Source organism: Haliscomenobacter sp. (genome assembly GCF_040403615.1).
Taxonomy (GTDB): Bacteria; Bacteroidota; Bacteroidia; order Chitinophagales; family Saprospiraceae; genus Haliscomenobacter.
This window is the reverse complement of record NZ_JBBAKG010000105.1, coordinates 1-20,493: the sequence shown is the minus strand read 5'-3', so window position 1 is coordinate 20,493 and position 20,493 is coordinate 1. Positions and strand designations below refer to the sequence as shown.

Sequence of the window (20,493 nt, the reverse complement as noted above, 5' to 3'; positions counted from 1 at the left end):
ATGCTAAACCGTATAGCCTGATTGGCAGAATAAAATTTTTAGACATGCTCTAAGACTTGTTATGCAGCAAAACTGCACGGATCCGATTGAGTAATTTTCTGGCAATCCGCACAATCGCCTTGTTCTTCTGCATCTTTTGGCTCAAGCGCTCAAAACTTACCCCGCTGGCGCAAGTCTTCCTCGCCATCATGGTTTGCTGGTTCAAAATACCGCTCCAACCTGCACCCTACCAACATGTACGGCCTTGGCGTCGCCAGTTTTGCGCCCCTCGTAGCTGAACCGCAACTGCAAATTGCGCGAAATTTGTCGATCCAGGCTCAGGTTCCAGAGCCAGTTTGTACCGGGTTGTAGTCCATTCAAGATAGCAAATCCGGTAGGAGAATTGGCTACCCCACGAAAATCCACGTCTACCCAGGAGATTTTGGCGCGCAGGGCAGATTTCGCCGCTTTGGAATATGTAAAATCGGCGCTCAAATCATGCTGGGTAGCTCCGGTTGGGGTTTGCTCCAGGGTATTTTGATCGGTCTGGTATCGGTATTGAAAAATGCCGCGAAAATTGGCCGCGGGTTGCCAGGTCAGTTGTGGTTCCCATTTCTGGAATTGCAGGCGGTAATCCTTGTTGTTGAAGCGTTCAGAGTCGGCGCTGCGCGTACCTCGGGTTACGTTTAGCCGCAGGCTGAGTACCTTGTTCAAATTCCAGCGCCCTTGTACGAAATATTCATGTAAGAAGCGGCTTTCAGAACCAGTGGTTTGTACCAATTTGCTGCGCGTATCGGTATTGCCCACCTGGATTTCCCATTTCGGACTGGCGCGGTTGATGAAAAAAACGTTGCGGCTGTTGGCGCTGGCCGCCACCAGATTGGTATCGTTCAGGTTGAGGGAAAGGGGATTCCAACTCAGCAATTGGTTGTTGTCCTGCACCTTGCGGTTGATGCGCCAGGAAGACTGAAAAGCCAGGGTTTTCAGGTAGCTTTTGAGGCCGGTTTTGGCATTGAACCAGCGTGCACGCGGATCCAGGTTGAGGCTTTGGTTCCAGTTCACATAATTGTTGCGGATGTACTGATCGGTGATGGTCGCTACCCGGATATAGTTGGCCTGATCAGGAAACGGCGATACGTCCATTTCATTGGGCTGGATGATGCCATCTTTGTTGTACAGCGAGTCTTGCCAGATGTACACCCCTTCGCCCGGCGCAACGCGTATGTATGTAAATTCGAGTTTGGGTTCTTGCCCTGAGCCCAATTCGTAAGTAGTAGTAGCCCGCGCCAGCCCCTTCCAAATGGCGGTGTTTACATCGATGCGTCCCAGCAAGGTATTTCCAGAATTGGCATTGGACTGGCTTTGAAAACTTTGCAAGCTGCGGTAAGTCAGGTTGCCATTCAATCCAAAAGCTTGTTTGATTTGCAATTTTCCGTTCCAGCGCCACTCCTGGGCATTGGTCAAGGGGCGGTAAGTGCCCTCAATTGGCCGGGTATCGTTGCGGGCCACGTACTCCAATCCGCTTTCCCATTTTTTACTTTCCGGGCTTTTGAAAAAAAAGCGTTGGCTGAAATACCGAAAACTGCTGCCGGTCAAAGAATCCAGCCCCAGCGCGTACCTATCGTTTTGCTCCCCTTCCATTGCCCAGCCCAAGGACCAGTTTTTCCATTTTTTAAATACCTTATCGAGGCTCAATTGAGGCCGAAAAAAGCGGCGTTTTTCGCCAGCAGCATCGGCTTGCAAGATGCTTGCCAATCCTTTGAGTTGCCAGCCCCGCCAATTGCCTTCTCCGCCCAGTTCATGACGGATGCCCTGGTATTGTTTTTCCCGCAAAAAAGCATTGAACCCGTAGCTGATGCTGCCTATCCCGGTGCGACTCAGGCTCCATTCCAGGCGACCAATTTGCTCATTGGCAGCAACGACACTGCCTTGTCCCTGAAAATCGGCCAAACTCCAGTCGCGCAAAAATTCAGGATTGCGGTACGGGTTAAGCGTCCGAAAATTGCGTTGCACCGCTTCGTAAGTGAGGCGCAAGTTCATTTCTGGTGCGGCGGCAGCTTTGCCCAACAGTACCCGCTGCCGAAACTGCGTAAAGGCTGCCCAGCCTGCATCATCCTGTCGATCCAAAGCTGAAAAGCGATTGCGGTCGTAATTGGAAAAGGCCAATTCGGTATGAAGGGAAGTATTTTGGTTGGGGTTCCATTGCTGCCCAACGGTAACCATGCTTTGCTTTTTCGGCGTAGTCAGGGCGATAACCGGGGCGTATTCCCCACGGGGAGCACAAGTCAGGGGGTCGGGGGCTACCCACAGGTACACCCGTTCATTGGCACTTTGGGCGGGTGCCAGGATGTAGTTGCCACGATTCGGCCCTAGGAAACTGAAGCTAGCGGTATACTTTGCTTTGACCGGATTGTTGCTAAAAATCAGCACCGAATCCCTTTGGCCGCAGGCCAATAACGTATCCCGCAATTCATAAAAGACCCGACTGGCCACAAATTCATCCTGTTTGCGCAAGCCTGAGGCTATGGCTTTGGCGGGGTCATCGCCAGCAGACTGGAGAGCGGCTCGCTCGGCATCATTGATGGACAAACCTCCCGTGGAACTGCGGCTGTCTTGCTCCTGGTACAGGTTGACATAAGCCCGCAGCGAGGTAGTTTGGTATTGTAGACCTGCTGCCACCAAGGTGCGGAGGTAGTTTTGGTCGGCATATTCAAATTCAACGACAATTCGGCTTTCTCGGCTGATCAGGTGTCTCGAAGTAAAGGTAATTTCCCCTCGATTGTAATCAATGAGGTAATCCTGATCCTGGCCTCTTTGAATGCGTTGGCCGTTGAGCCATACTTTTTCCGTCCCTGACAGCACGATGATGAAGCGTTCGTTGTTGGGGCCGCGCAATTTGTAGGGACCCTGATTGCCTTCATTGGCCTGAATGGTATTCCGGGAAAATTTGCCCCGCGAGATGGCGACGCTGGCGTTGTTTTGCAAGGTGCTTTTGGCGCCGACCTTGTTTTTTTGACTAAAAGTTGCCCCTTGCAATTTTTTGTAATAGTTCATAAAGTACCCCTCGGGTCGATTGAGTTCGTAATCGCCCGCGGTGAGTTGGGTGTCTTTTTTGCGCAACTGCACAAAGACCCGATCCAGTTCTTGCAATTGTACGGTATTGCCTTCGGGCTGTAGGGGAATGCTTTCGTCGGAAATGGCCGCCAGAATTTGCACTCCATCTCCCAAATCTCCTGCCAACTGGAGGTTAAAGCTGGAATTGAGCACCAAATCCTGGCGGTTGCCCAGCGACAAGCCCCGCGAAAAATTGCCGCTGTAGTTCAATTGTCGAAAATCGATGAGAGCAGCTTCGTCACGAATGGCGATGCGCGTCCCTCCCAAGATGCTGGGCTGACGCAATTTGGTCGTATCGAGCAAGCGCCAACTTTGCGTCAGCGAAGCAGGCAAGGTGCGGTAAGTGATTTCAAAAGGAGGCTGGAGTTGGGAGGTGTCTACTTTCCAAATCAATTGGTTGAATTGTACCCGGTACCAGGCGGTATCAATCAGGCGATGACTGGTTTTTTCTTTGATCTGAACGGTGTGCGGTAAAATGAGCAGGGTATCCAGAGGGCCTTGGGTAGAAAAAGATGGCAGCGTAACGCGCCGCCAATTGCTGGGTGGCGATTGATGAGTCTGCCCAGACACAGTGCTCAGCAAGCCAAAGCAAAGAACCATTAAACCTGTTAAGATGCGCCACTCCCCCATAGACAATAACCGGTTTCGCCGTTTCTCACACAAGATAGACAGGATTTGGTTCGGGGATGCTGCCTGTGTGGCAAAGTGTAGGCTGGTACACTATTTTTAAAGCAGTTCGAAAATAAATCCATGCGTGAACAAGATCACTGTTTTCAAATTGAAACAGCGCTAATTTTGACCCCATTGAGAAACTCAACCAATTGAGAACAAGCGTTGTTTGTGATACATGAACAAAGTTTCATATTTTCGCCCAATTATTTTAAAGTCACTACAACATGAAGGTAGAACAAATTTATACAGGCTGCCTCGCAGAAGCAGCCTATTACATCGAAAGCGAGGGAGAAGCGGTGATCATTGATCCACTGCGCGAAACCAGGCCTTACCTAGAAAAGCTGGCTGAAAACGGCACTAAGCTCAAATATATTTTTGAAACCCATTTTCACGCGGATTTTGTTTCAGGCCACATTGATCTGGCTCAAAAAACCGGGGCTATCATCGTATTTGGCCCAACGGCCAGTACTACGTTTGATATTCACCAAGCCAAAGATGAAGAAATACTGACCCTCGGCAAGGTGCAATTCAAAGTGCTGCATACACCAGGACATACGCCAGAAAGTACAACGTATTTGTTGCAAGATGAAACCGGCAAGGATTACGCCATATTTTCGGGAGACACCCTGTTTATTGGAGACGTTGGCCGTCCAGACCTGGCCCAAAAATCGGGAGAACTCACCCAGGAAGACCTTGCGGGCTGGCTTTACGATAGCCTGCGTACCAAGATAATGCCACTTGCCGACGATGTCATCGTTTATCCGGGGCATGGTGCTGGTTCTGCCTGCGGCAAAAGCATGAGCAAAGAAACCTGGGACACCCTGGGCAGACAAAAGCAGCTCAATTATGCCCTGCGCGCCGATATGACGAAAGAGGAGTTCATCAAGGAAGTGACTGCGGGCTTGATGCCTCCTCCCCAGTATTTTGCCAAAAATGCCCGGATGAACAAATCGGGCTATGCCAACATTGACGATGTACTGGAGCGTGGCGCAACTGCGCTGAGTCCAGATGAATTCGAACTATTGGTGGAAGCTGAAGATGCCCTGGTATTGGACGTACGCAACGAGCAGGTCTTCAAGGATGGCTTTATCCCCAATTCGATTTTTATAGGGATTGATGGCAGTTTTGCCCCCTGGGTCGGTGCATTGATTCCAGATCTGAAACAAAATATCCTCTTGGTTACTCCTGCTGGTCGGGAAGAAGAAGTGGTTACTCGCCTGGCACGGGTTGGCTATGACCACACCCTTGGTTACCTTCAGGGGGGCATAGAGGCCTGGGTAGCCGCCGGAAAAGAACTGGATGTCATCGAATCTATTGATGTGGAAGAGCTGGTGAAACGTATGGCTTCAGGTCAGGTAAACAATCTGCTGGATGTGCGCAAACCCACCGAATTTGTTTCCCAACATGCCTTGATTGCGGAGAATGTGCCCCTGGATTACATCAACAACAACATGCAGCGCCTGGATGCACACCAAACATATTACCTGCACTGTGGAGGGGGTTACCGTTCCATGATTTTCGCCTCTATCCTGCGGGCACGTGGATTTGAGCATTTGGTAAACATCAATGGTGGCTGGAAAGCCATTGAGGCACAGGCCAATATTGCCAAAACCGAGTTCGCCTGTCCCAGCACCATCCCACAAGAGGTGATAGATGAGGCGATAGCAAATACGATATAACTAGTAGTGGCGCCCCTAGGTGGGCGCCAACGGGGTGGGCAACCACATAGGGTTGCCCCGACGGTTGCCCCGACGCTTAATTCGCGTTGACCAGCCGCCCGGATCCCGAAACACTCACTTCGATCTGTGGCTTACCTCGGTAGTACACATTGCCAGAACCAGAAATCCTTACTTTCAAGTTGTTGCTGACGTTCACTTCCGAATCGCCAGTTCCGCTGACTCGAATATCGGCACTGCGGGTCAGCAGTTTAAACGCCTGCAAATCTCCTACACCGCTTACGCTGTGTTCCAGGTTGTTGGCTTTTCCTTCCAGAAATAGATCCCCAGTGCCACTGATGCGGCTGAAAATGTCATCCGCTTCGATGCCTGCGTCAATTTTTCCGGTACCAGAAATATTCAGGTTGATGTCGTTGACCAGCAAAATGTTTTTGCTGGTGATGCTGCCCGTACCATTGATGCTCAGGGAGCGGATATCGGGGATGGTGATGTAAATGACCAAATTGTCGTAATCGCGTACGCAACGGTCGAATTCAATTTCCCATACGCCATTGCGAACGCTGGTTCTGATCTCAGCAATGACATTGGATTCCCCTTCTACGGTAACCCGGCGGGTATCGCCTTGGGTAAGGATAACTTCAGCGGGTATATCGAGTGAAATGCCCGTAAAGTTGGGTAGATTCAAGTCTCGCGAGACGGTGGAACGATTGCCCCGCACACAGGGGCCATCATTGAAATCAAAATCGATGTTGCATGAGAATTGCATTAAAGTCAGTGCAAGACCGACAGTCCAAATTAGAATCCTTTTCATAACAGTCAGGTGTTAAAAAAATTAAAATGGGTTATTCTTACAAGAGGCGAAAAAACTAAAATCCTCCAAAACGCATGGTCAATCCCCAGTGTGAACCACTAAAATCTTTGTCCGAGTACCCTTGATTTTGATTGGTTCCATAGGTATATCGATAGCCAACGGTGCCTGCGATGCGAAACCAGCGGAAAATATTGAGTTCGATGCCCGCTTCGGGAGTCATCACAAAAATTTGATCGGCATCGCGGAAATCAAAATTGGGATTGTCTACGGGGATGTTTACCGCTCCCCAGCCAAAGCGGCCACTGGCGTAGAGGTGAATCAGCTTGTCGGTTGGGATGGTCAAACCGAGCCAAAGGCCACCGTGGCCGATGTCGACTTTCTCCAGGGTATTGTTGTTCCGCAGGTATTCAAAATCCACACTACCGAGGCCGTAGCCACCGATGAAAAAGTGTTTCAGGACGATACCTCCGCCGCCACCAACTGAAGTGCCGAGTTTGTTGTTGAGGCCATATTCAAAAATTGGGCCTCCAAATCCGCCCGTAACGCGGGTGCGGCCAAAGAGGGTTTGCTCCTGGGCAGCCAGTGCTCCACAAAACAGGAGCAGCAGGATTGAAATGATGAAGCTTTTCATGATGTTTTAGTTTTTCAAAGCGCTTGAATTTTCGAAACGTTTGAGTTTTTCACAATCAAAGAAATAATAAATCAAGGCCTGAATCGGGACAAAAAAAGCCCTTTTCGCGGTTCGGGGAACACCCAAACAGCAATTCAGTTTTAATGAAAAAAAATCGTGATTTAAGGAATTAATCCAATCGTTTACAGGCGAATGCCTGCATTGAAACCAATCCAGCCCTGGCTGCGTTTCTGCGCATCCATTTTATCAAACAAGGGTTTGACCACGAGTTCGCTATTGCCAAAGCCAGCTTCTGCGTCGTTGCGGCTGGATACCAGCAGGTTGGCAGTAGGGCCCATGAACACACTCATTCTTCGTCCCAAGCGCCAATCGAATAAGCAGCGAAATTGGTGCAATTGATGCAGTGGTTTGGTCCAGCCCTCCCGTTCGTTCACTTTGATGCTGATCAGTTCCAAATTACACAGGGTTCGTTTACCCAGGTTGAAGGCAGAACCCAGCCCATAACCCAATCCCCAAGTCAGCTCTTTAATGTTGTCGCCGGTGGTAGATGCGTTTTTGGCTTCGCTGATTCGCGCTCCCAAATAGAAGATGTTGTAAAATGGTTTGACCCCTATTTTGAAAGCTAAATTTCCATAAAAAGATTCACTGGCGGATAATTCGACTCGATTGTAGCCCTTGCGTACCAAATTGAGTAGACCAATGGTTACGCCGCTGACGGTATCAGCCACGTTGATCAGGCCTATTTGGACACCTTTTACCCTGCGGGCAACATTAATGATGGAACTGGCCTGGCCATTCTCTACATCTTTGGCGATGTTGAACAAGGGGCTGATCTGTAAGCGCGTTTTTCCACCACTGATGTTGAAGAGGCCAGACGCCTGTATTGCACGAGAGTCTTTGCCAGCAATGTTGAACAATCCCGCTGCTTGAATGCCTGCAAAATCGTGGTTGGCAATATTGAATAATCCTGCACCTTGTACGGCATAACCTTGCCCAAGAATGTTGAATAAACCGCTGCCCTGGACGCCAACGAAGGAATCTCTGGTAACGTTGAACACTCCTGCAACCTGGGTTCCAAAAACGTCATCGCCTACGGTATTGCCCAGGCCTGCAATCTGAATGCCGTGTACATCGTTGCGAATGGAGTTCATGATTCCGCCAATTTCCAGGCCTTCTACCCCACCGTTTCTCCCCCAAAGCAGATTGACCGATACCTTATTCGTCATGCGTGCACTTTGGGTAAAATTGGTACCCAGAAAGGGCAAAAGTGAAATTTGTGCCAAGCGCGAAACGGGTTTCTTTTTCACCAAAACAGTGGTGGTATCTACGGTGCTGTCTACCGCAATTGCTGTAATGAGCGCCTCAACGATTTCGGATTCATTTACCGAAGCAGTTTCAATCACCACGGGTTCAAATCGGTTGGCCCGCAGGTCTTCAACTCTCTTGGTTTCGGCGCTTTGGTTCAATTGTTGGGGGGTAGGCCGTCCCGAAATGGTTGGAGAGCTTTGCGCCCAGCGTTTTTTGCGCTCCGCAATCAATTCTTCCATGCGAGGGTCAGCGTAAAGCGGGCTTTGCTGGTCAATTTCTTTAGGGATGGACTTATTGGAAATGCGGGGTGGAGGGTTTTTTTCTACGGGTCTCAATACAATCTGTCCTCCAATGGGCTTATATGCAACCGGGAGTGGCTCAAACAGCTTATCCAATGCCTCAGAAAGCGCAACATTGGCAACAGCAATCGAAATGGGTTGAGTAGTGGGAATGTATTCCGGGCTGTATACAAAATAAACATCGAAATCGGCGGAAATGTCATCCAAAACATGCTTTAACGCAGTGCGGTTATAGGAAAAGCTTACTTTCCGGGAAAGGTTTTGTCCGTAAGAAGAAACGAACACGCAGGTGATGAATACTAGAGCAGAAAAAAGTTTCATTGGCCAGGTTCGTGTGAGTAGTGGGGCAAAAACAAGTGTTCATTTTTTTAAGCCAAAAGATTAGATAAGACACTTTAAATGAACCGTTTACTCACCTAAGCATTTGGAAAAATGAACACTTGTTTTTTTATCGCCCTAATGAGTCTGCTTTAATTGCAGCCTTTTCCAGAGATTTGGTAAGTACCATCCTTGTCTTTATTGAATTTGGCTGAGATAGGCAATGTGATTAAACTCAGTGCTGTATCTTTTGGCATTTCATGCGTAAACCGGACTCTGGTGATGGTGCAATTTAATATTTTGAGATCGGTACTGATTGTGATGTCATAAAACTTTTCGATTGTCGGAATGACTTCGGAGAGCCTAATGCCAGATTCAAATACCAGTATTCCTTGTTTCCAGGTGTCTACGTCTTCCGTGGCAACATCCAAGGCTTTTTCCAGGGTGGCATCCTGGTTATTATAAATCCCCGTTTTTCCGGGCAACAAAATCAGCGGCTTTGCTTTATTTGGGTTTGTACTCGTCGTACTCACCTCAACCGTTCCTGTTTTTACACTGACTTTTATTTTTTCTTCATCCGGATATGCCCGGACGTTAAAGCTGGTACCGAGTACCTTGGTTTGGACTTCGCCAGTATGAATTATAAATGGATGCTGAGGATTTTTGCTGACTTCAAAAAAAGCTTCACCAACGAGTTGTACCTCGCGGTTTTTGCCTGCATAGCTGTAGCTTAAGTTGGAGTTTTCATTGAGGACAACTTTACTGCTATCGGGTAAGGTGATGCTGCGACTTTCATTGAGTGTGGTACTAACTGCCATCGATTGTGGCGTTATCTCTCTTCCAAAAATCCACCAGGCTGCAAAGACCAGTACGGCAATTGCAGCAGCTGCCGAACCTACCCAATTTAAGTTTCGAATTGTAGGCTGATTGTGAACGACTTGCAAACTAGGCTTTGCTGTGCTGGGTTGAGTTCCGACCGTCGTGCTGTTGTCGATACGTTGATCCAAAACCGCCCAGGCATTGGAGAGCTTGACCGGGAAATCGTATTCAGCTTGCTCGTCGGTGAGGCTCCACAATTGGATCATTTCCTCAAAAACCGCCTGGTTTTCGGGACTGGAGTCTACCCAGGACATCAAGTCGCCCTGCTCTGCTGGAGTCAATTCTCCAGAAAGGTATTTTCCAATCAGATCCTCTTGTAAAGTACTTTCCATGTAAACAAATTTATGGTCAAATGTACGGATGGAAAAAACGGGGACACACCCCTATTTGCAGATGCAATTTTATGAAAAATTTAAGATATTTTTTTGATTACCACCAGAAGGGCAGGCAAAGAATCAATATTTGCAAGTAACTTTTCAATTCCTGGCGCAAAATTTTCAGGGCTTTGCCCATTTGATTTTCAACCGTTTTGATGGAAATTTCCATTTGGTCGGCAATTTCCTGGTAACTCAGCTCTTCGTAACGGCTCAATTGGAACACCATTCTGCACTTGGGCGGGAGGCCATCAATAGCGCTGCGAATGTTTTGTTCCAGTTCAGAATGGAGAAAGCGATCTTCGGCTGTGTTGGAATCGCTCATCTGGGCAGAATGGGGTTCGATTTCTTCGGTGAAATATTTTCGGCTGCGCAAATAAGCCAAGCCTTCATTCACGGCCATGCGGCGCAAATAAGCATCCAGGGAGGCGGTAATTTCGATTTGGTGGCGTTTTTGCCAAAAGCGAAAAAACACTTCCTGCGCCAGATCTTCCGTGATGCCCGTATCCTTGGTCAAGCGAAAGATAGCTCCGCAAACTTTCTGGTAATTGTCCTGAAAGATTTCCTGCAAAGCTCCTTTGTCGTCTGATTTTAGGCGATTGAGCAGTTGTTGTTGTAAGTGTAAACGGTCTACTTGCATAAGTTGGCATCACATGACCCGCTGCAAAATACGAGTAATGCGCAAAAAGTAATACATGCTTCGACCAAAGTTGCAAAAGTGTAGAGGTTGATCCCAATTTCAATCCCCTAAAGAACACAAACGATGTTTTTTTACCTTGCTCCTTAGTGCTTTAATTCAACCCTTAGGCCTTATCTTCTGTTTACCGAACATGGACATGTCATTTATTCAAAACCTGGAAAAGAACCTTCAACATCCACTGCCTGGTCAGGCAGCCCAAATCAGGATGGCACATGCTGCACGTTACGAAGGTACGTTCATCCCTGAAACGGCAACACTTGCGGGAGTACTTGCTTTATTTTTTCCAAAAAACAATCAATGGAATCTGGTTTTCATCGAGCGCGTAGCCAATCCCAATGACAAGCACAAAGGGCAGATTAGCTTTCCTGGCGGACGGTTTGACGAACAGGATGGACATTCCGGGCAAACTGCTTTGCGTGAGGCACATGAAGAAGTAGGGGTCAATCCTCAAGACATTACCTTGCTGGGGGAACTAACGGAGTTGTACATTCCCATCAGCAATTTTCATGTTCAGCCGCATGTGGGCTTCATGGAATATGCTCCAACGTTTTATCCGCAGGAATCCGAGGTGGCTGGAATACTGGAAGTACCTGTCGATCACCTTCAAAATCCTCAAAACATCAAAAGAAAGGATTTAATGCTCTCTGCTTTTTCACTTTCGGATGTACCCTATTTCGATCTTGATGGCAAGGTGTTGTGGGGAGCTACCGCGATGATGGTGAGCGAATTGATAGAAGTTTGCAGTCGCAATGCTGTTGCCGGACAGTAGAGTAATCCAAGTCCGGCAACAGCATTGCCGCATTAGATGTTATGTCAATTATTCATAGCGCAAAGACTCGATTGGATCCAAACGTGCGGCTTTCATCGCCGGATACAAGCCAGACACCAGCCCTACCAGAGTACAAGTGACTACGGCCATGGTGATCCACATCCAGGGAATCAAGAAAGATCCTCCCATGAAATAAGTAACTGTGTTGCCAATCATTACACCCAAAACGATACCCAGGAAACCGCCCATCAAAGAAATAACTACGGCTTCCGTCAAAAACTGAATCAGGATATGCCTGCGGGTGGCACCCAAGGCCTTGCTGATCCCTACCTCGCGGGTTCGTTCGGTCACCGAGACCAGCATGATGTTCATCAAACCGATAGCGGCTCCCAACAGTGTAATCAAACCGATGCCCGCTGCAGCTGCCCGGAAATACACGGTGTTTTCTTTGATGATGCCAATTAAGCTATCGCTTTTAGTGATCTCAAAATCATTGTCTTTGGAAGCCCGCAATTTGCGGATGTTGCGCAGCAAGCCCGTAGCGATCGCAACGCCATTGTCGATTTGGGTAGGATCGCTCACCGCCACCATGATGCGGTAGTTGGTAGTTTGGGTAGCGTACGACATCTTGCCTGTATACAGCGGAATGATGATGCGCCGGTCTTCATCCTGGTTCATGCTTGATCCCTTGGATTTGAGTATCCCAATGACTTTGAGCTTCATGCTGCCTGTAGAGATGATTTGCCCCATGGCTTTTTCAGGTTTACCGTTGAACAGCAGTTTGACCACTTCGGCGCCAATGATGGTGACATAACCGCCGCTGTTTACTTCTCGAGTAGTGAATCCCCGACCCATTTCCAGGTCAAATCCTTTGGCTTCCAGGTAGTTTTCATCTGCTGCGAAGATGAGCAAATTGGGGTTGGTCTTTTCTTTGCCGTAACGCAAAGCTGCGTTACGGGTACAGTTGAACGATATGGCAGTGCGCGAATTGAACTTAAACCGTTCCTTAAACGCGGTTGATTGCTGGTAAGTAAACACTTCACCCCGTTTGGCAACCCGACCTCCGCGGTTGCCCCGCACGCCTGCATCGTACTTGGGATCAATGTCAAACGTGTTGGCCCCCAAGTAGGACAAGTTATTGCTCAAGGAGAAAATCGCGCTGTCAATGGCCGTCAGGATACCCACCAACGCCATAATGCCCAGGGCAATGATCAGCAAGGTTAAGATAGCCCGCAGGGAATTGGCACGAATGGATCGAAATGCCAGGTTGATGTTCTCGGTAAAATTCATAGTGCATACAGTTTCAGAAAGTACGAAAGATAAAAGCTTATCGCCAGTGCAGTTTTTTTGTTCGATAAAAAGTACATCTTTTTAGACGGGGAGTAGATTCAAAACCAGGACTTCACTATCTTTGTATTATAAAAAATTGCAAACCATTAAAAACTAAAGGTAATGAAGGGAATAATTCTAGCCGGAGGACTTGGTACAAGACTATACCCGCTTACGCTCGCAGTAAGCAAACAGTTGATGCCGGTATATGATAAACCCATGATATATTACCCTTTGTCTACCTTGCTCTCTGCGGGTATTCGGGAAATATTGATCATTTCGACGCCCCATGACTTGCCCAATTTTTCTAAACTCCTGGGGGATGGAAGCGACATCGGTTGCCATTTCTCTTACGTGGCTCAGCACGACCCCAATGGCCTGGCTCAGGCTTTTGTATTAGGAGAAGATTTTATCGGAAACGACAGTGCAGCTTTAATTCTGGGAGACAATATTTTTTATGGCAACGGTTTGAAAGAACTGTTGCAAGAATCAATAGATCCCCAAGGTGGGGTGGTATTTGCGTATCAGGTTGCCGATCCTGAGCGCTATGGGGTAGTTGAGTTTGATAAAAATTTTCAGGCCTTGTCGATAGAGGAAAAACCCCTGCAACCCAAATCAAATTACGCCGTACCTGGGCTTTATTTTTACAACAACAATGTTGTGGAGATTGCCAAAAACCTCCAACCCAGTCCCCGTGGGGAATACGAAATCACCGATGTCAACAAACATTACCTGGCCAACGGACAACTTCAAGTAGGTGTTTTGGGGCGGGGTATCGCCTGGCTGGATACCGGTACTCACCAATCCTTGATGCAAGCTGGTCAGTTTATTCAAGTCATTGAAGAACGTCAGGGCCTTAAAATTGGCTGTATCGAAGAAGCAGCTTTCGAGATGGGTTTTATTGACGCCCAACAGTTGGAAGTACTTGCCCACCGCTTCATGAAAAGTGGTTATGGAGAATATTTGATGAATGTACTGAAAAACCGGGCATAGCAATTGGTTAAACGTTGAAAAGTTGAAGCGTTTTGAACTTACCTCATTCAAATCTTCAACTTTTCAACTCCCCATGCAACGTTTTGCTCCTCTGCTTGCGCCATAAGGAAGAATTGACATTACCTTTATGGCCACACCAAGCGAAACACTCCACATGACTCAGGATTTTGACCTGCTTCAGTCCTGTATTGCGGGCAACAGCCGCGCACAGTTTCAATTTTACAGCCAATACAGTGCAAAACTGTATGGCGTATGTCTGCGCTATGCCCGTGATGAGGCCGAGGCCAAGGACATGCTCCAGGAAGGGTTCATCAAAATTTTTCGTGAATTGGCCAGCTTTCGAGCCGAAGGAAACATCGAAGCCTGGATGCGCAAAATCGTGGTCAACACCGCCCTAAGCCGCCTGCGCAAGAAGAACTTGCAATTTTTGCCCTATGTAGAACCCCCCAGTTCCATTTATTCCGATGAGGAAATCATTGGCGCCATCAGCGCCGAAGAATTAATTGCGGTATTGAACCAAATGCCACAAGGCTATCGAACGGTACTCAACTTGTACGCCATTGAAGGCTACTCGCATGCCGAGATTGCCGAAATGTTGGACATCAGCGAAGGGACATCGCGCTCTCAATACGCCCGTGCCAAAATTGTGTTGAAAAACCGCTTAGGGGCAATAAAAAAATAAGCGTTTCATTTTGCCAAAGGATTAGATAAGTAAACGGTTCATTTTAAGTTTCTTATCTAATCCTTTGGCTCCAAGAAAATGAAACACTTCTTTTTGCCCCACTACTTAATGAAACTCAACCAAATCAATCGCCCATGAAACCACAATCAACCGATTCTTTTGAGGATTTGCTGAAAGGAAAGTTGGACAATTTTTCTGCAGAGCCCCCAGCCAATTTGTGGCCAAAAATAGAGCGGGAATCCTCACCGCTCAAACAGCGGTTTTTGGCCAGAAAATTAAACACCAACTTGCATTGGCTTAATTTGGCGGCAACTTTTTTGTTGCTGATCGTAGCCCTGTTTTTTTGGTTTCAACCCAGACTTGATAATGAATACATAGGGATACCAAAATTTCAAACGCCACTTGATTCAAAGCTGAAAGGCATCCGGGACAGCATCGATTCGTTGAAACATTCCTGGCAGCAACACAAAACGCAAACTTCTAAACATAAACCAAACCATGCAAACCAGTAATCAAACCGAAACACAAAGCGAAATCAATCAGGAGATGATGGCAGCCATTTCAAAATTGACTACCGCAGCAAGCCTTTTGTTGATCATCATTGCCGTTCTGTTCTGGCAAAATTATTCCGCTCTTTTTGGAAAAAAAGCGAACACGAGCGCTGTCAATACCGCCTCTGTTGCCCTCCCCATTTTGAGCGACAAAGCCCAAAAAGGCAAACTCGTTTTTCAAAACAATTGCGCCGCCTGCCACAATAAAAACATGCGCACTGACCTAACCGGGCCTGCCCTGGGAGGAGCGAGTACCCGTTGGGCAGCTTACCCTCGTGAAGACCTGTCCCAATGGATCCGCAATTCACAAGCCATGATCCAAAATAAACATCCCCGGGCTTTGGAGCTATGGACAAAGTGGAATCCACGCATTATGACCTCCTTTAACAGCATCAGCGATGTGGAGATAGATGCTATTCTGGCTTATGTGGATGAGGTTTACGCCGAGCATTGATTGTTTTTAAAATAAAAAACATGCCGCTTACCCAAAAAAATCAACCGCACATCATTTTTTTATTTTATTTCTTAATTATTTTTTACATTTGCATTACAAAGGGGCGATAAAAAAATAAGTGTTCATTTTGCCATAGGATTAGATAAGTAAACGGTTCATTTGAAGTGTCTTATTTAATCCTATGGCTCAAGAAAAATGAACACTTATTTTTGCCCCACTACTAAAGAGGCTTTCCATACAAATCACTATTATTCCAGCCGATGTTCTTTTTCATCAGCTACTCAATTCTCAGAAATTTCCATAATCACTGCGAATTGGCCTAATCTGCGAATAATTTCGTAGGGTAGTTTACATTTGTTTGTACATTTGCGCGTTCTTTTGAAAACCAGAAATTGTACGACATGAAAATTAAGGGTTTAGTAGCGGTGAGCGGTTTGCCAGGCTTATTTAAAATGGTTGCTAACCGCAGCAATGGATTAATTATCGAAGACCTGGCCAACGGTAAAAGACGTTTTGCATCAGTACGGCAACATCAATTCACGCCACTGGAATCCATTGGCATCTATACGAATGATGGTGAAACTTCAGAATTGAAAAATGTGTTCCAAAGCATGCTGGATAAACTGGAAACAGTTGAGCTGCCTGCTTTGGCGGATACTGGTGATAAACTGCATCAGTACTTCGCGCAGATCCTTCCGGATTACGACCGCGATCGGGTTCATACGGGCGACATCAAAAAAGCAGTCAAATGGTTTACGCACTTGCACGAACTTGGCTTTACTTTGATGGAAGAAGATGAAGAAGAGACCGACGAGGAAGTAACCGACTCCGAAGCAGTTGTCGAAACTGTGGACTCCGAAGCAGTTGTCGAAACTGTGGACGTGGAAGAAGAAGAGGAAGCGAAGAAAGATGCAGAATAGTTGAAAAGTAAAAGAGTTGAACGGTTGAAGGAACACCTGTTGTTGGTGTATTTTTCAACCTTAGTACTTCGCTACACTTTTCAACTCTTCTACTTTTCAACTATTCAACTTTTAGGCGACCTAATACTATGCGTAATCTATCGGCGACCAAGACCGCAGCCTGTACGGAATATATCGTACCTGCCTTACCACAAACCTGGGAGGATGTAGAACCTACATTCTCTGCATTGCTCAACCAACCGATTGATTCGGTTGCAGATTTGAGTGCCTGGATTGCCCAACGCAGTGATTTAGAATCCACGATTAGTGAGTCCATTTGCTGGACTTACATTCACCTCTCGGCGGATAGTCAAAATCAACAAGCCAACCAACGCTACCAATACGCAGTACAGGAGCTTATGCCAAAGCTGGGCCCCCTGGATCAGGCGTTGAACGAAAAACTGGTAGCCTCCCCTTACCTGCACCAACTGGATACCGATCGATACGAAATTTATCTGCGCAATACCCTGGCTTCGGTAGCTCTTTTTCAGGAAGAAAATGTGGGCCTGCAAACGGATGTTCAGCTCAAAACCAAAGAATACGCTCGTATTTTTTCCCAAATGATGATTGGAATGGACGGGAAGCAAATGACCCTTCAGCAAGCCAACACCATTTTGGAAGAGCCTGATCGCAAACGTCGGCAAAACATTTACCACAAAATCAATCGGCGCATTTTACAAGATACAGCACAGCTGGATTTGCTTTTTGATGAATTGCTGCAAAAACGCCATGAAATTGCCCGCAATGCCGGAATGGAAAATTACCGGGACTATGCTTTTCAGGAATTGGGGCGGTTTGATTATTCACCCGATGATTGCCATGATTTTCATCAGGCGGTAAAATCTGAGGTACTGCCCATTTTGAATGAGTTGTATCTGGCCCGAAAAAACAACCTCAAGGTCAATCACCTGCGCCCATGGGATCTGAACGCCGATACTGCCGGACAAGCGCCACTCCAGCCTTTCAAGGATACCGACGAGTTGTTGCAAAAAGGGATTCAATGCCTGGAATTGGTCAATCCTGAATTTGGAAAAATCATCCAGCTCATTCAACGCAATGGGTTTCTGGATTTGGCTTCTCGCCCCGGCAAGCGCCCGGGAGGCTACAATATGCCCTTGCAGGCAACGCGCATGCCGTTTGTGTTTATGAACGCCACCAACTCCCTGGGCGATCTGCGTACCTTCATGCACGAAAGCGGCCACGCCATCCATTTTTTCCTCACCCGTGATTTTGAATTGCTATTTGATCGAAAATTTACATTTGAAGTAGCCGAGCTGGCGGCCATGACCATGGAATTGTTGACCATGGATCACTGGCATATCTTTTTTGAAAACGAAGAAGACCTCAAAAGGGCAAAAATCACTCAACTGGAGCATGTCCTGAAAGTTTTGCCCTGGATTGCCACCATCGATCAGTTTCAGCACTGGCTGTACACCAACCCTGAACATACCCGGGAAGAGCGGCAAGCTTGTTGGAAAGAAAGCTTCCACGCTTTCACACCCAATGTGCTGGATTATAGCGGTTTGGAGCAATACATTGAAAACCTTTGGCACAAGCAATTGCACCTTTTTGAAGCACCATTTTATTACATCGAATACGGCTTTGCCCAATTGGGTGCCATCGCCTTATGGCGGCATTACCGCAACCATCCTCAAGAGGCTGTATTGGCGTTTACTTCTGCCATGCGCATGGGCAATACCCGCTCTATCCGAGATATTTACATCGAAGCAGGGATTCGTTTTGAATTTTCTCCAGAATACGTCCGCGATCTAGGTGCCTTTGTGCGTGGAGAAATTGAAATCTTGATGCATGGCTAAGGGACGGGAATAACCAGCAACCCAAAGCCTCAAATCAACGTTATAAGATATCGAGTGACTGGGAAACTATATCCCCATATACCTCTTTGCCATCCCCATCTGGAATTTGTACCCAAACCACCTCCGAAGAAACCAGAATTGCTTGGCGTCTTTGCCCGCCAAATAGCGCAAAGTTGTCTTGTTGTCCGTGGCAGCGGTATAGATTACGCCAGCAACCATCTCCGGGCTACCGAAATTTTTGGCGTAATCGGGATCAGTGAATTTTTCAGCAATGATTTTGCTGTAGTTTTCGTATTCCGGAAATTCACTTTGGTCAAATTGATCCAAAGAACGGCCTGCGAAATCTGTTTTTATCCCCCCTGGTTCGATCACCTTTACCTTGATGCCAAATTGTTGCAGATCAAACCACAAGCCTTCTGATAAACCTTCCAAAGCAAATTTTGAGGAGTTGTACACGCCAAATAAAGGCAGGGTCAGCAATCCACCAATTGAAGTTACATTGATGATCACTCCAGCACGATTGGCTTTAAAATGTGGCAAAATGGCTTTGATGCAATCGATAACGCCAAAGAAATTGACGTCGTACTGTCGGCGAATCTGCTCATCCGTACCTGCTTCCAGCGGGCCAAAAGCGCCATAACCTGCATTATTTACCCAAACATCAATTTTTCCGAATGCCGCAATGCTTTTTTGAACAGCTTCTGCGATACTAGATTTATCCATTACATCGAGCTTGAACAATTTCATGCGCTCGTCTTCTTTCAGGTCAGTTTCTTTTTCGGGATTGCGCATAGTGGCCACAACATTCCAGCCTTTTTGGTGAAAAAAAGTGGCGGCAGCTTTCCCAATTCCACTACTTGCTCCGGTAATTACGATGGCTTTTGACATGACATTGAATGGTTAATGATTAGTGATGAAACAAAGGTACAAAAACGAATGAATAATCATTCATTGTAGTGGCAAAAAAATTACCCCTTGATGCTATCCCAACAGGTTTCGAACAATTGCTGCGCGATTTCAGGCGTAAACCCTGCTGGATTGGTTCTGAAAAATTTGATCACCCCGAGAAGATGCGCGTAGACGAGGGTTTGTAGAATGTCTAAAGGAAGGTTTTTCAGGATTTGATTGCGTACTCCTCTTTCCATCAAATCATAAGCAATTCCAAATTGGCGATTGACTGCTTCCTGGTTGTGCTTAAAAATCAGGGGAGAATTGATGAATTGCTCGGAGAATAAGAATTTTTCTGGGTTATTGAGCGCAAACTCAATGGCTCTTTGCCAGTAAATATTCAGTTCGTCTTTTTCGGCGAGGGCTTTAGGCAAAGGGATGAAGATAAAATCATTCATTTCTCCTTTGGCCTGGATATAGATTTCATTGACCAGTTCTTCCTTGCTTTTGAAATAAGTGTAAACAGACCCTACCGGAATATCTGCTTCCTTGGCAATCTTGCCAATGGACGCATCGTAAAGCCCATTCTCGACGATGACTTTTCTGGCGATGTTGATGATTAAGTCTTTCCTGTTCATACCACGAATGATCGTTCACTTTGCAAAAATAAGTAAGTTCCTGAATTTGTGAAGGGCGATAAAAAAATAAGTTTTCATTTTGCCATAGGATTAGATAAGTAAACGGTTCATTTCAAGTGTCTTATCTAATCCTATGGCTTAAAAAAAATGAAAACTTATTTTTGCCCCACTACCAGCAATAATTTTGCGCGGTTTCGGTTCAATAAAAACAAAACCAAGTTGAAAGAACCATGCTTAATGTTGATATTCCAAGTTTAACAGCTCCAGCAAAGATCTGCCCAAAATGTTCCTCCTCATTCTCCTGTTTGCCCAGCGATGTAAGCAACTGCAGATGCTCCACAGTTGCCATTTCTGAAGCAACCCGGATTTTTTTGACCAAGACCAAATACGACTGTTTGTGTAACACCTGCCTCGAACATTTCGAAAGCTTGGTCCAAACCGCTCAAACGCTTCAATTCCCGACTCAAAAAGAAGCTTTCGTTGAGGGCTTGCACTACTACCATGAAAATGGATTCTGGGTGTTTACGGAGCTGTACCATTTATTGCGTGGCCATTGCTGCCAAAGTGGCTGTCGGCATTGTGTGTATGGGTTTAAAAAGCTAAAAGTAGAGTAGCTTTATTCCCAGATTTAACCTATTTTTGAAAAAAACAA

19 protein-coding genes are annotated in these 20,493 nt (G+C 46.7%); 9 read left to right on the top strand and 10 right to left on the bottom strand.

All coding sequences use genetic code 11. From position 1 onward, the window contains the following. Positions 1-201: 201 nt before the first annotated feature. The gene (locus tag ABW391_RS23995; protein ID WP_353484437.1) at positions 202-3,693 is read right to left on the bottom strand and encodes a DUF8818 domain-containing protein; all 3,492 of its coding nucleotides are present in this window, start codon (positions 3,691-3,693) and stop codon (positions 202-204) included. Between the two features lie 296 nt (positions 3,694-3,989). Between ABW391_RS23995 and ABW391_RS23990 the strand changes: the two genes are divergently transcribed. Beyond that, positions 3,990-5,444, top strand: a complete 1,455-nt coding sequence (locus ABW391_RS23990; protein WP_353484436.1) for an MBL fold metallo-hydrolase — start codon at positions 3,990-3,992, stop codon at positions 5,442-5,444. 76 nt (positions 5,445-5,520) lie between these two features. Here ABW391_RS23990 and ABW391_RS23985 read toward each other — a convergent pair whose 3' ends face one another. The 5 genes from ABW391_RS23985 to ABW391_RS23965 all read right to left on the bottom strand — a co-directional run bounded on the left by ABW391_RS23985 (position 5,521) and on the right by ABW391_RS23965 (position 10,701). Continuing rightward, the gene (locus tag ABW391_RS23985; RefSeq protein ID WP_353484435.1) at positions 5,521-6,252 is read right to left on the bottom strand and encodes a head GIN domain-containing protein; all 732 of its coding nucleotides are present in this window, start codon (positions 6,250-6,252) and stop codon (positions 5,521-5,523) included. A gap of 55 nt (positions 6,253-6,307) precedes the next feature. Next, entirely contained in the window at positions 6,308-6,883 is a 576-nt protein-coding gene (locus ABW391_RS23980) for a putative outer membrane beta-barrel protein (protein ID WP_353484434.1), read from the bottom strand. Positions 6,884-7,065: 182 nt separating this feature from the next. Continuing rightward, the gene (locus ABW391_RS23975; RefSeq protein ID WP_353484433.1) at positions 7,066-8,811 is read right to left on the bottom strand and encodes an STN domain-containing protein; all 1,746 of its coding nucleotides are present in this window, start codon (positions 8,809-8,811) and stop codon (positions 7,066-7,068) included. A 149-nt stretch (positions 8,812-8,960) separates the two neighbouring features. Then, the gene (locus ABW391_RS23970; protein ID WP_353484432.1) at positions 8,961-10,019 is read right to left on the bottom strand and encodes a FecR domain-containing protein; all 1,059 of its coding nucleotides are present in this window, start codon (positions 10,017-10,019) and stop codon (positions 8,961-8,963) included. A gap of 97 nt (positions 10,020-10,116) precedes the next feature. After that, a complete protein-coding gene (locus ABW391_RS23965) occupies positions 10,117-10,701 on the bottom strand; it encodes an RNA polymerase sigma factor (protein ID WP_353484431.1) in 585 nt (194 codons plus the stop codon). Between the two features lie 196 nt (positions 10,702-10,897). Between ABW391_RS23965 and ABW391_RS23960 the strand changes: the two genes are divergently transcribed. Next, positions 10,898-11,530: an NUDIX hydrolase gene (locus ABW391_RS23960; protein ID WP_353484430.1), complete on the top strand. Its 633-nt coding sequence runs from the start codon at positions 10,898-10,900 to the stop codon at positions 11,528-11,530. A 48-nt stretch (positions 11,531-11,578) separates the two neighbouring features. On the opposite strand, the gene ABW391_RS23955 is transcribed toward ABW391_RS23960, so the two are convergent. Continuing rightward, positions 11,579-12,820, bottom strand: a complete 1,242-nt coding sequence (locus ABW391_RS23955; RefSeq protein WP_353484429.1) for an ABC transporter permease — start codon at positions 12,818-12,820, stop codon at positions 11,579-11,581. A gap of 162 nt (positions 12,821-12,982) precedes the next feature. Between ABW391_RS23955 and rfbA the strand changes: the two genes are divergently transcribed. The 6 genes from rfbA (at position 12,983) to ABW391_RS23925 (ending at position 18,315) form a co-directional block, all read left to right on the top strand. Beyond that, the gene (gene rfbA / locus ABW391_RS23950; protein ID WP_353484428.1) at positions 12,983-13,852 is read left to right on the top strand and encodes a glucose-1-phosphate thymidylyltransferase RfbA; all 870 of its coding nucleotides are present in this window, start codon (positions 12,983-12,985) and stop codon (positions 13,850-13,852) included. 154 nt (positions 13,853-14,006) lie between these two features. Continuing rightward, complete coding sequence (locus ABW391_RS23945) at positions 14,007-14,534, top strand: RNA polymerase sigma factor (RefSeq protein ID WP_353484427.1); 528 nt, start codon at positions 14,007-14,009, stop codon at positions 14,532-14,534. A 134-nt stretch (positions 14,535-14,668) separates the two neighbouring features. Continuing rightward, positions 14,669-15,046, top strand: coding sequence for a hypothetical protein (locus ABW391_RS23940; protein WP_353484426.1), 378 nt, complete (start codon positions 14,669-14,671; stop codon positions 15,044-15,046). After that, complete coding sequence (locus ABW391_RS23935; RefSeq protein WP_353484425.1) at positions 15,033-15,539, top strand: c-type cytochrome; 507 nt, start codon at positions 15,033-15,035, stop codon at positions 15,537-15,539. The genes ABW391_RS23940 and ABW391_RS23935 overlap by 14 nt, the downstream gene beginning before the upstream one ends. A gap of 401 nt (positions 15,540-15,940) precedes the next feature. Further along, on the top strand, positions 15,941-16,459 hold the full coding sequence (locus ABW391_RS23930) for a DUF5606 family protein (protein ID WP_353484424.1): 519 nt from the start codon (positions 15,941-15,943) through the stop codon (positions 16,457-16,459). Between the two features lie 128 nt (positions 16,460-16,587). After that, entirely contained in the window at positions 16,588-18,315 is a 1,728-nt protein-coding gene (locus ABW391_RS23925; protein WP_353484423.1) for a M3 family oligoendopeptidase, read from the top strand. 66 nt (positions 18,316-18,381) lie between these two features. Here ABW391_RS23925 and ABW391_RS23920 read toward each other — a convergent pair whose 3' ends face one another. From ABW391_RS23920 to ABW391_RS23910, 3 genes are all read right to left on the bottom strand, one after another. Next, the gene (locus tag ABW391_RS23920) at positions 18,382-19,203 is read right to left on the bottom strand and encodes an SDR family oxidoreductase (protein ID WP_353484422.1); all 822 of its coding nucleotides are present in this window, start codon (positions 19,201-19,203) and stop codon (positions 18,382-18,384) included. Between the two features lie 80 nt (positions 19,204-19,283). Next, complete coding sequence (locus ABW391_RS23915) at positions 19,284-19,841, bottom strand: TetR/AcrR family transcriptional regulator (protein ID WP_353484421.1); 558 nt, start codon at positions 19,839-19,841, stop codon at positions 19,284-19,286. 199 nt (positions 19,842-20,040) lie between these two features. Further along, a complete protein-coding gene (locus ABW391_RS23910) occupies positions 20,041-20,220 on the bottom strand; it encodes a hypothetical protein (protein ID WP_353484439.1) in 180 nt (59 codons plus the stop codon). Here ABW391_RS23910 and ABW391_RS23905 point away from each other — a divergent pair. Beyond that, positions 20,147-20,455: a C1orf53 family protein gene (locus tag ABW391_RS23905; protein WP_353484438.1), complete on the top strand. Its 309-nt coding sequence runs from the start codon at positions 20,147-20,149 to the stop codon at positions 20,453-20,455. The two genes, ABW391_RS23910 and ABW391_RS23905, sit on opposite strands and share 74 nt — an antisense overlap. The last annotated feature ends 38 nt before the right edge of the window (positions 20,456-20,493 follow it).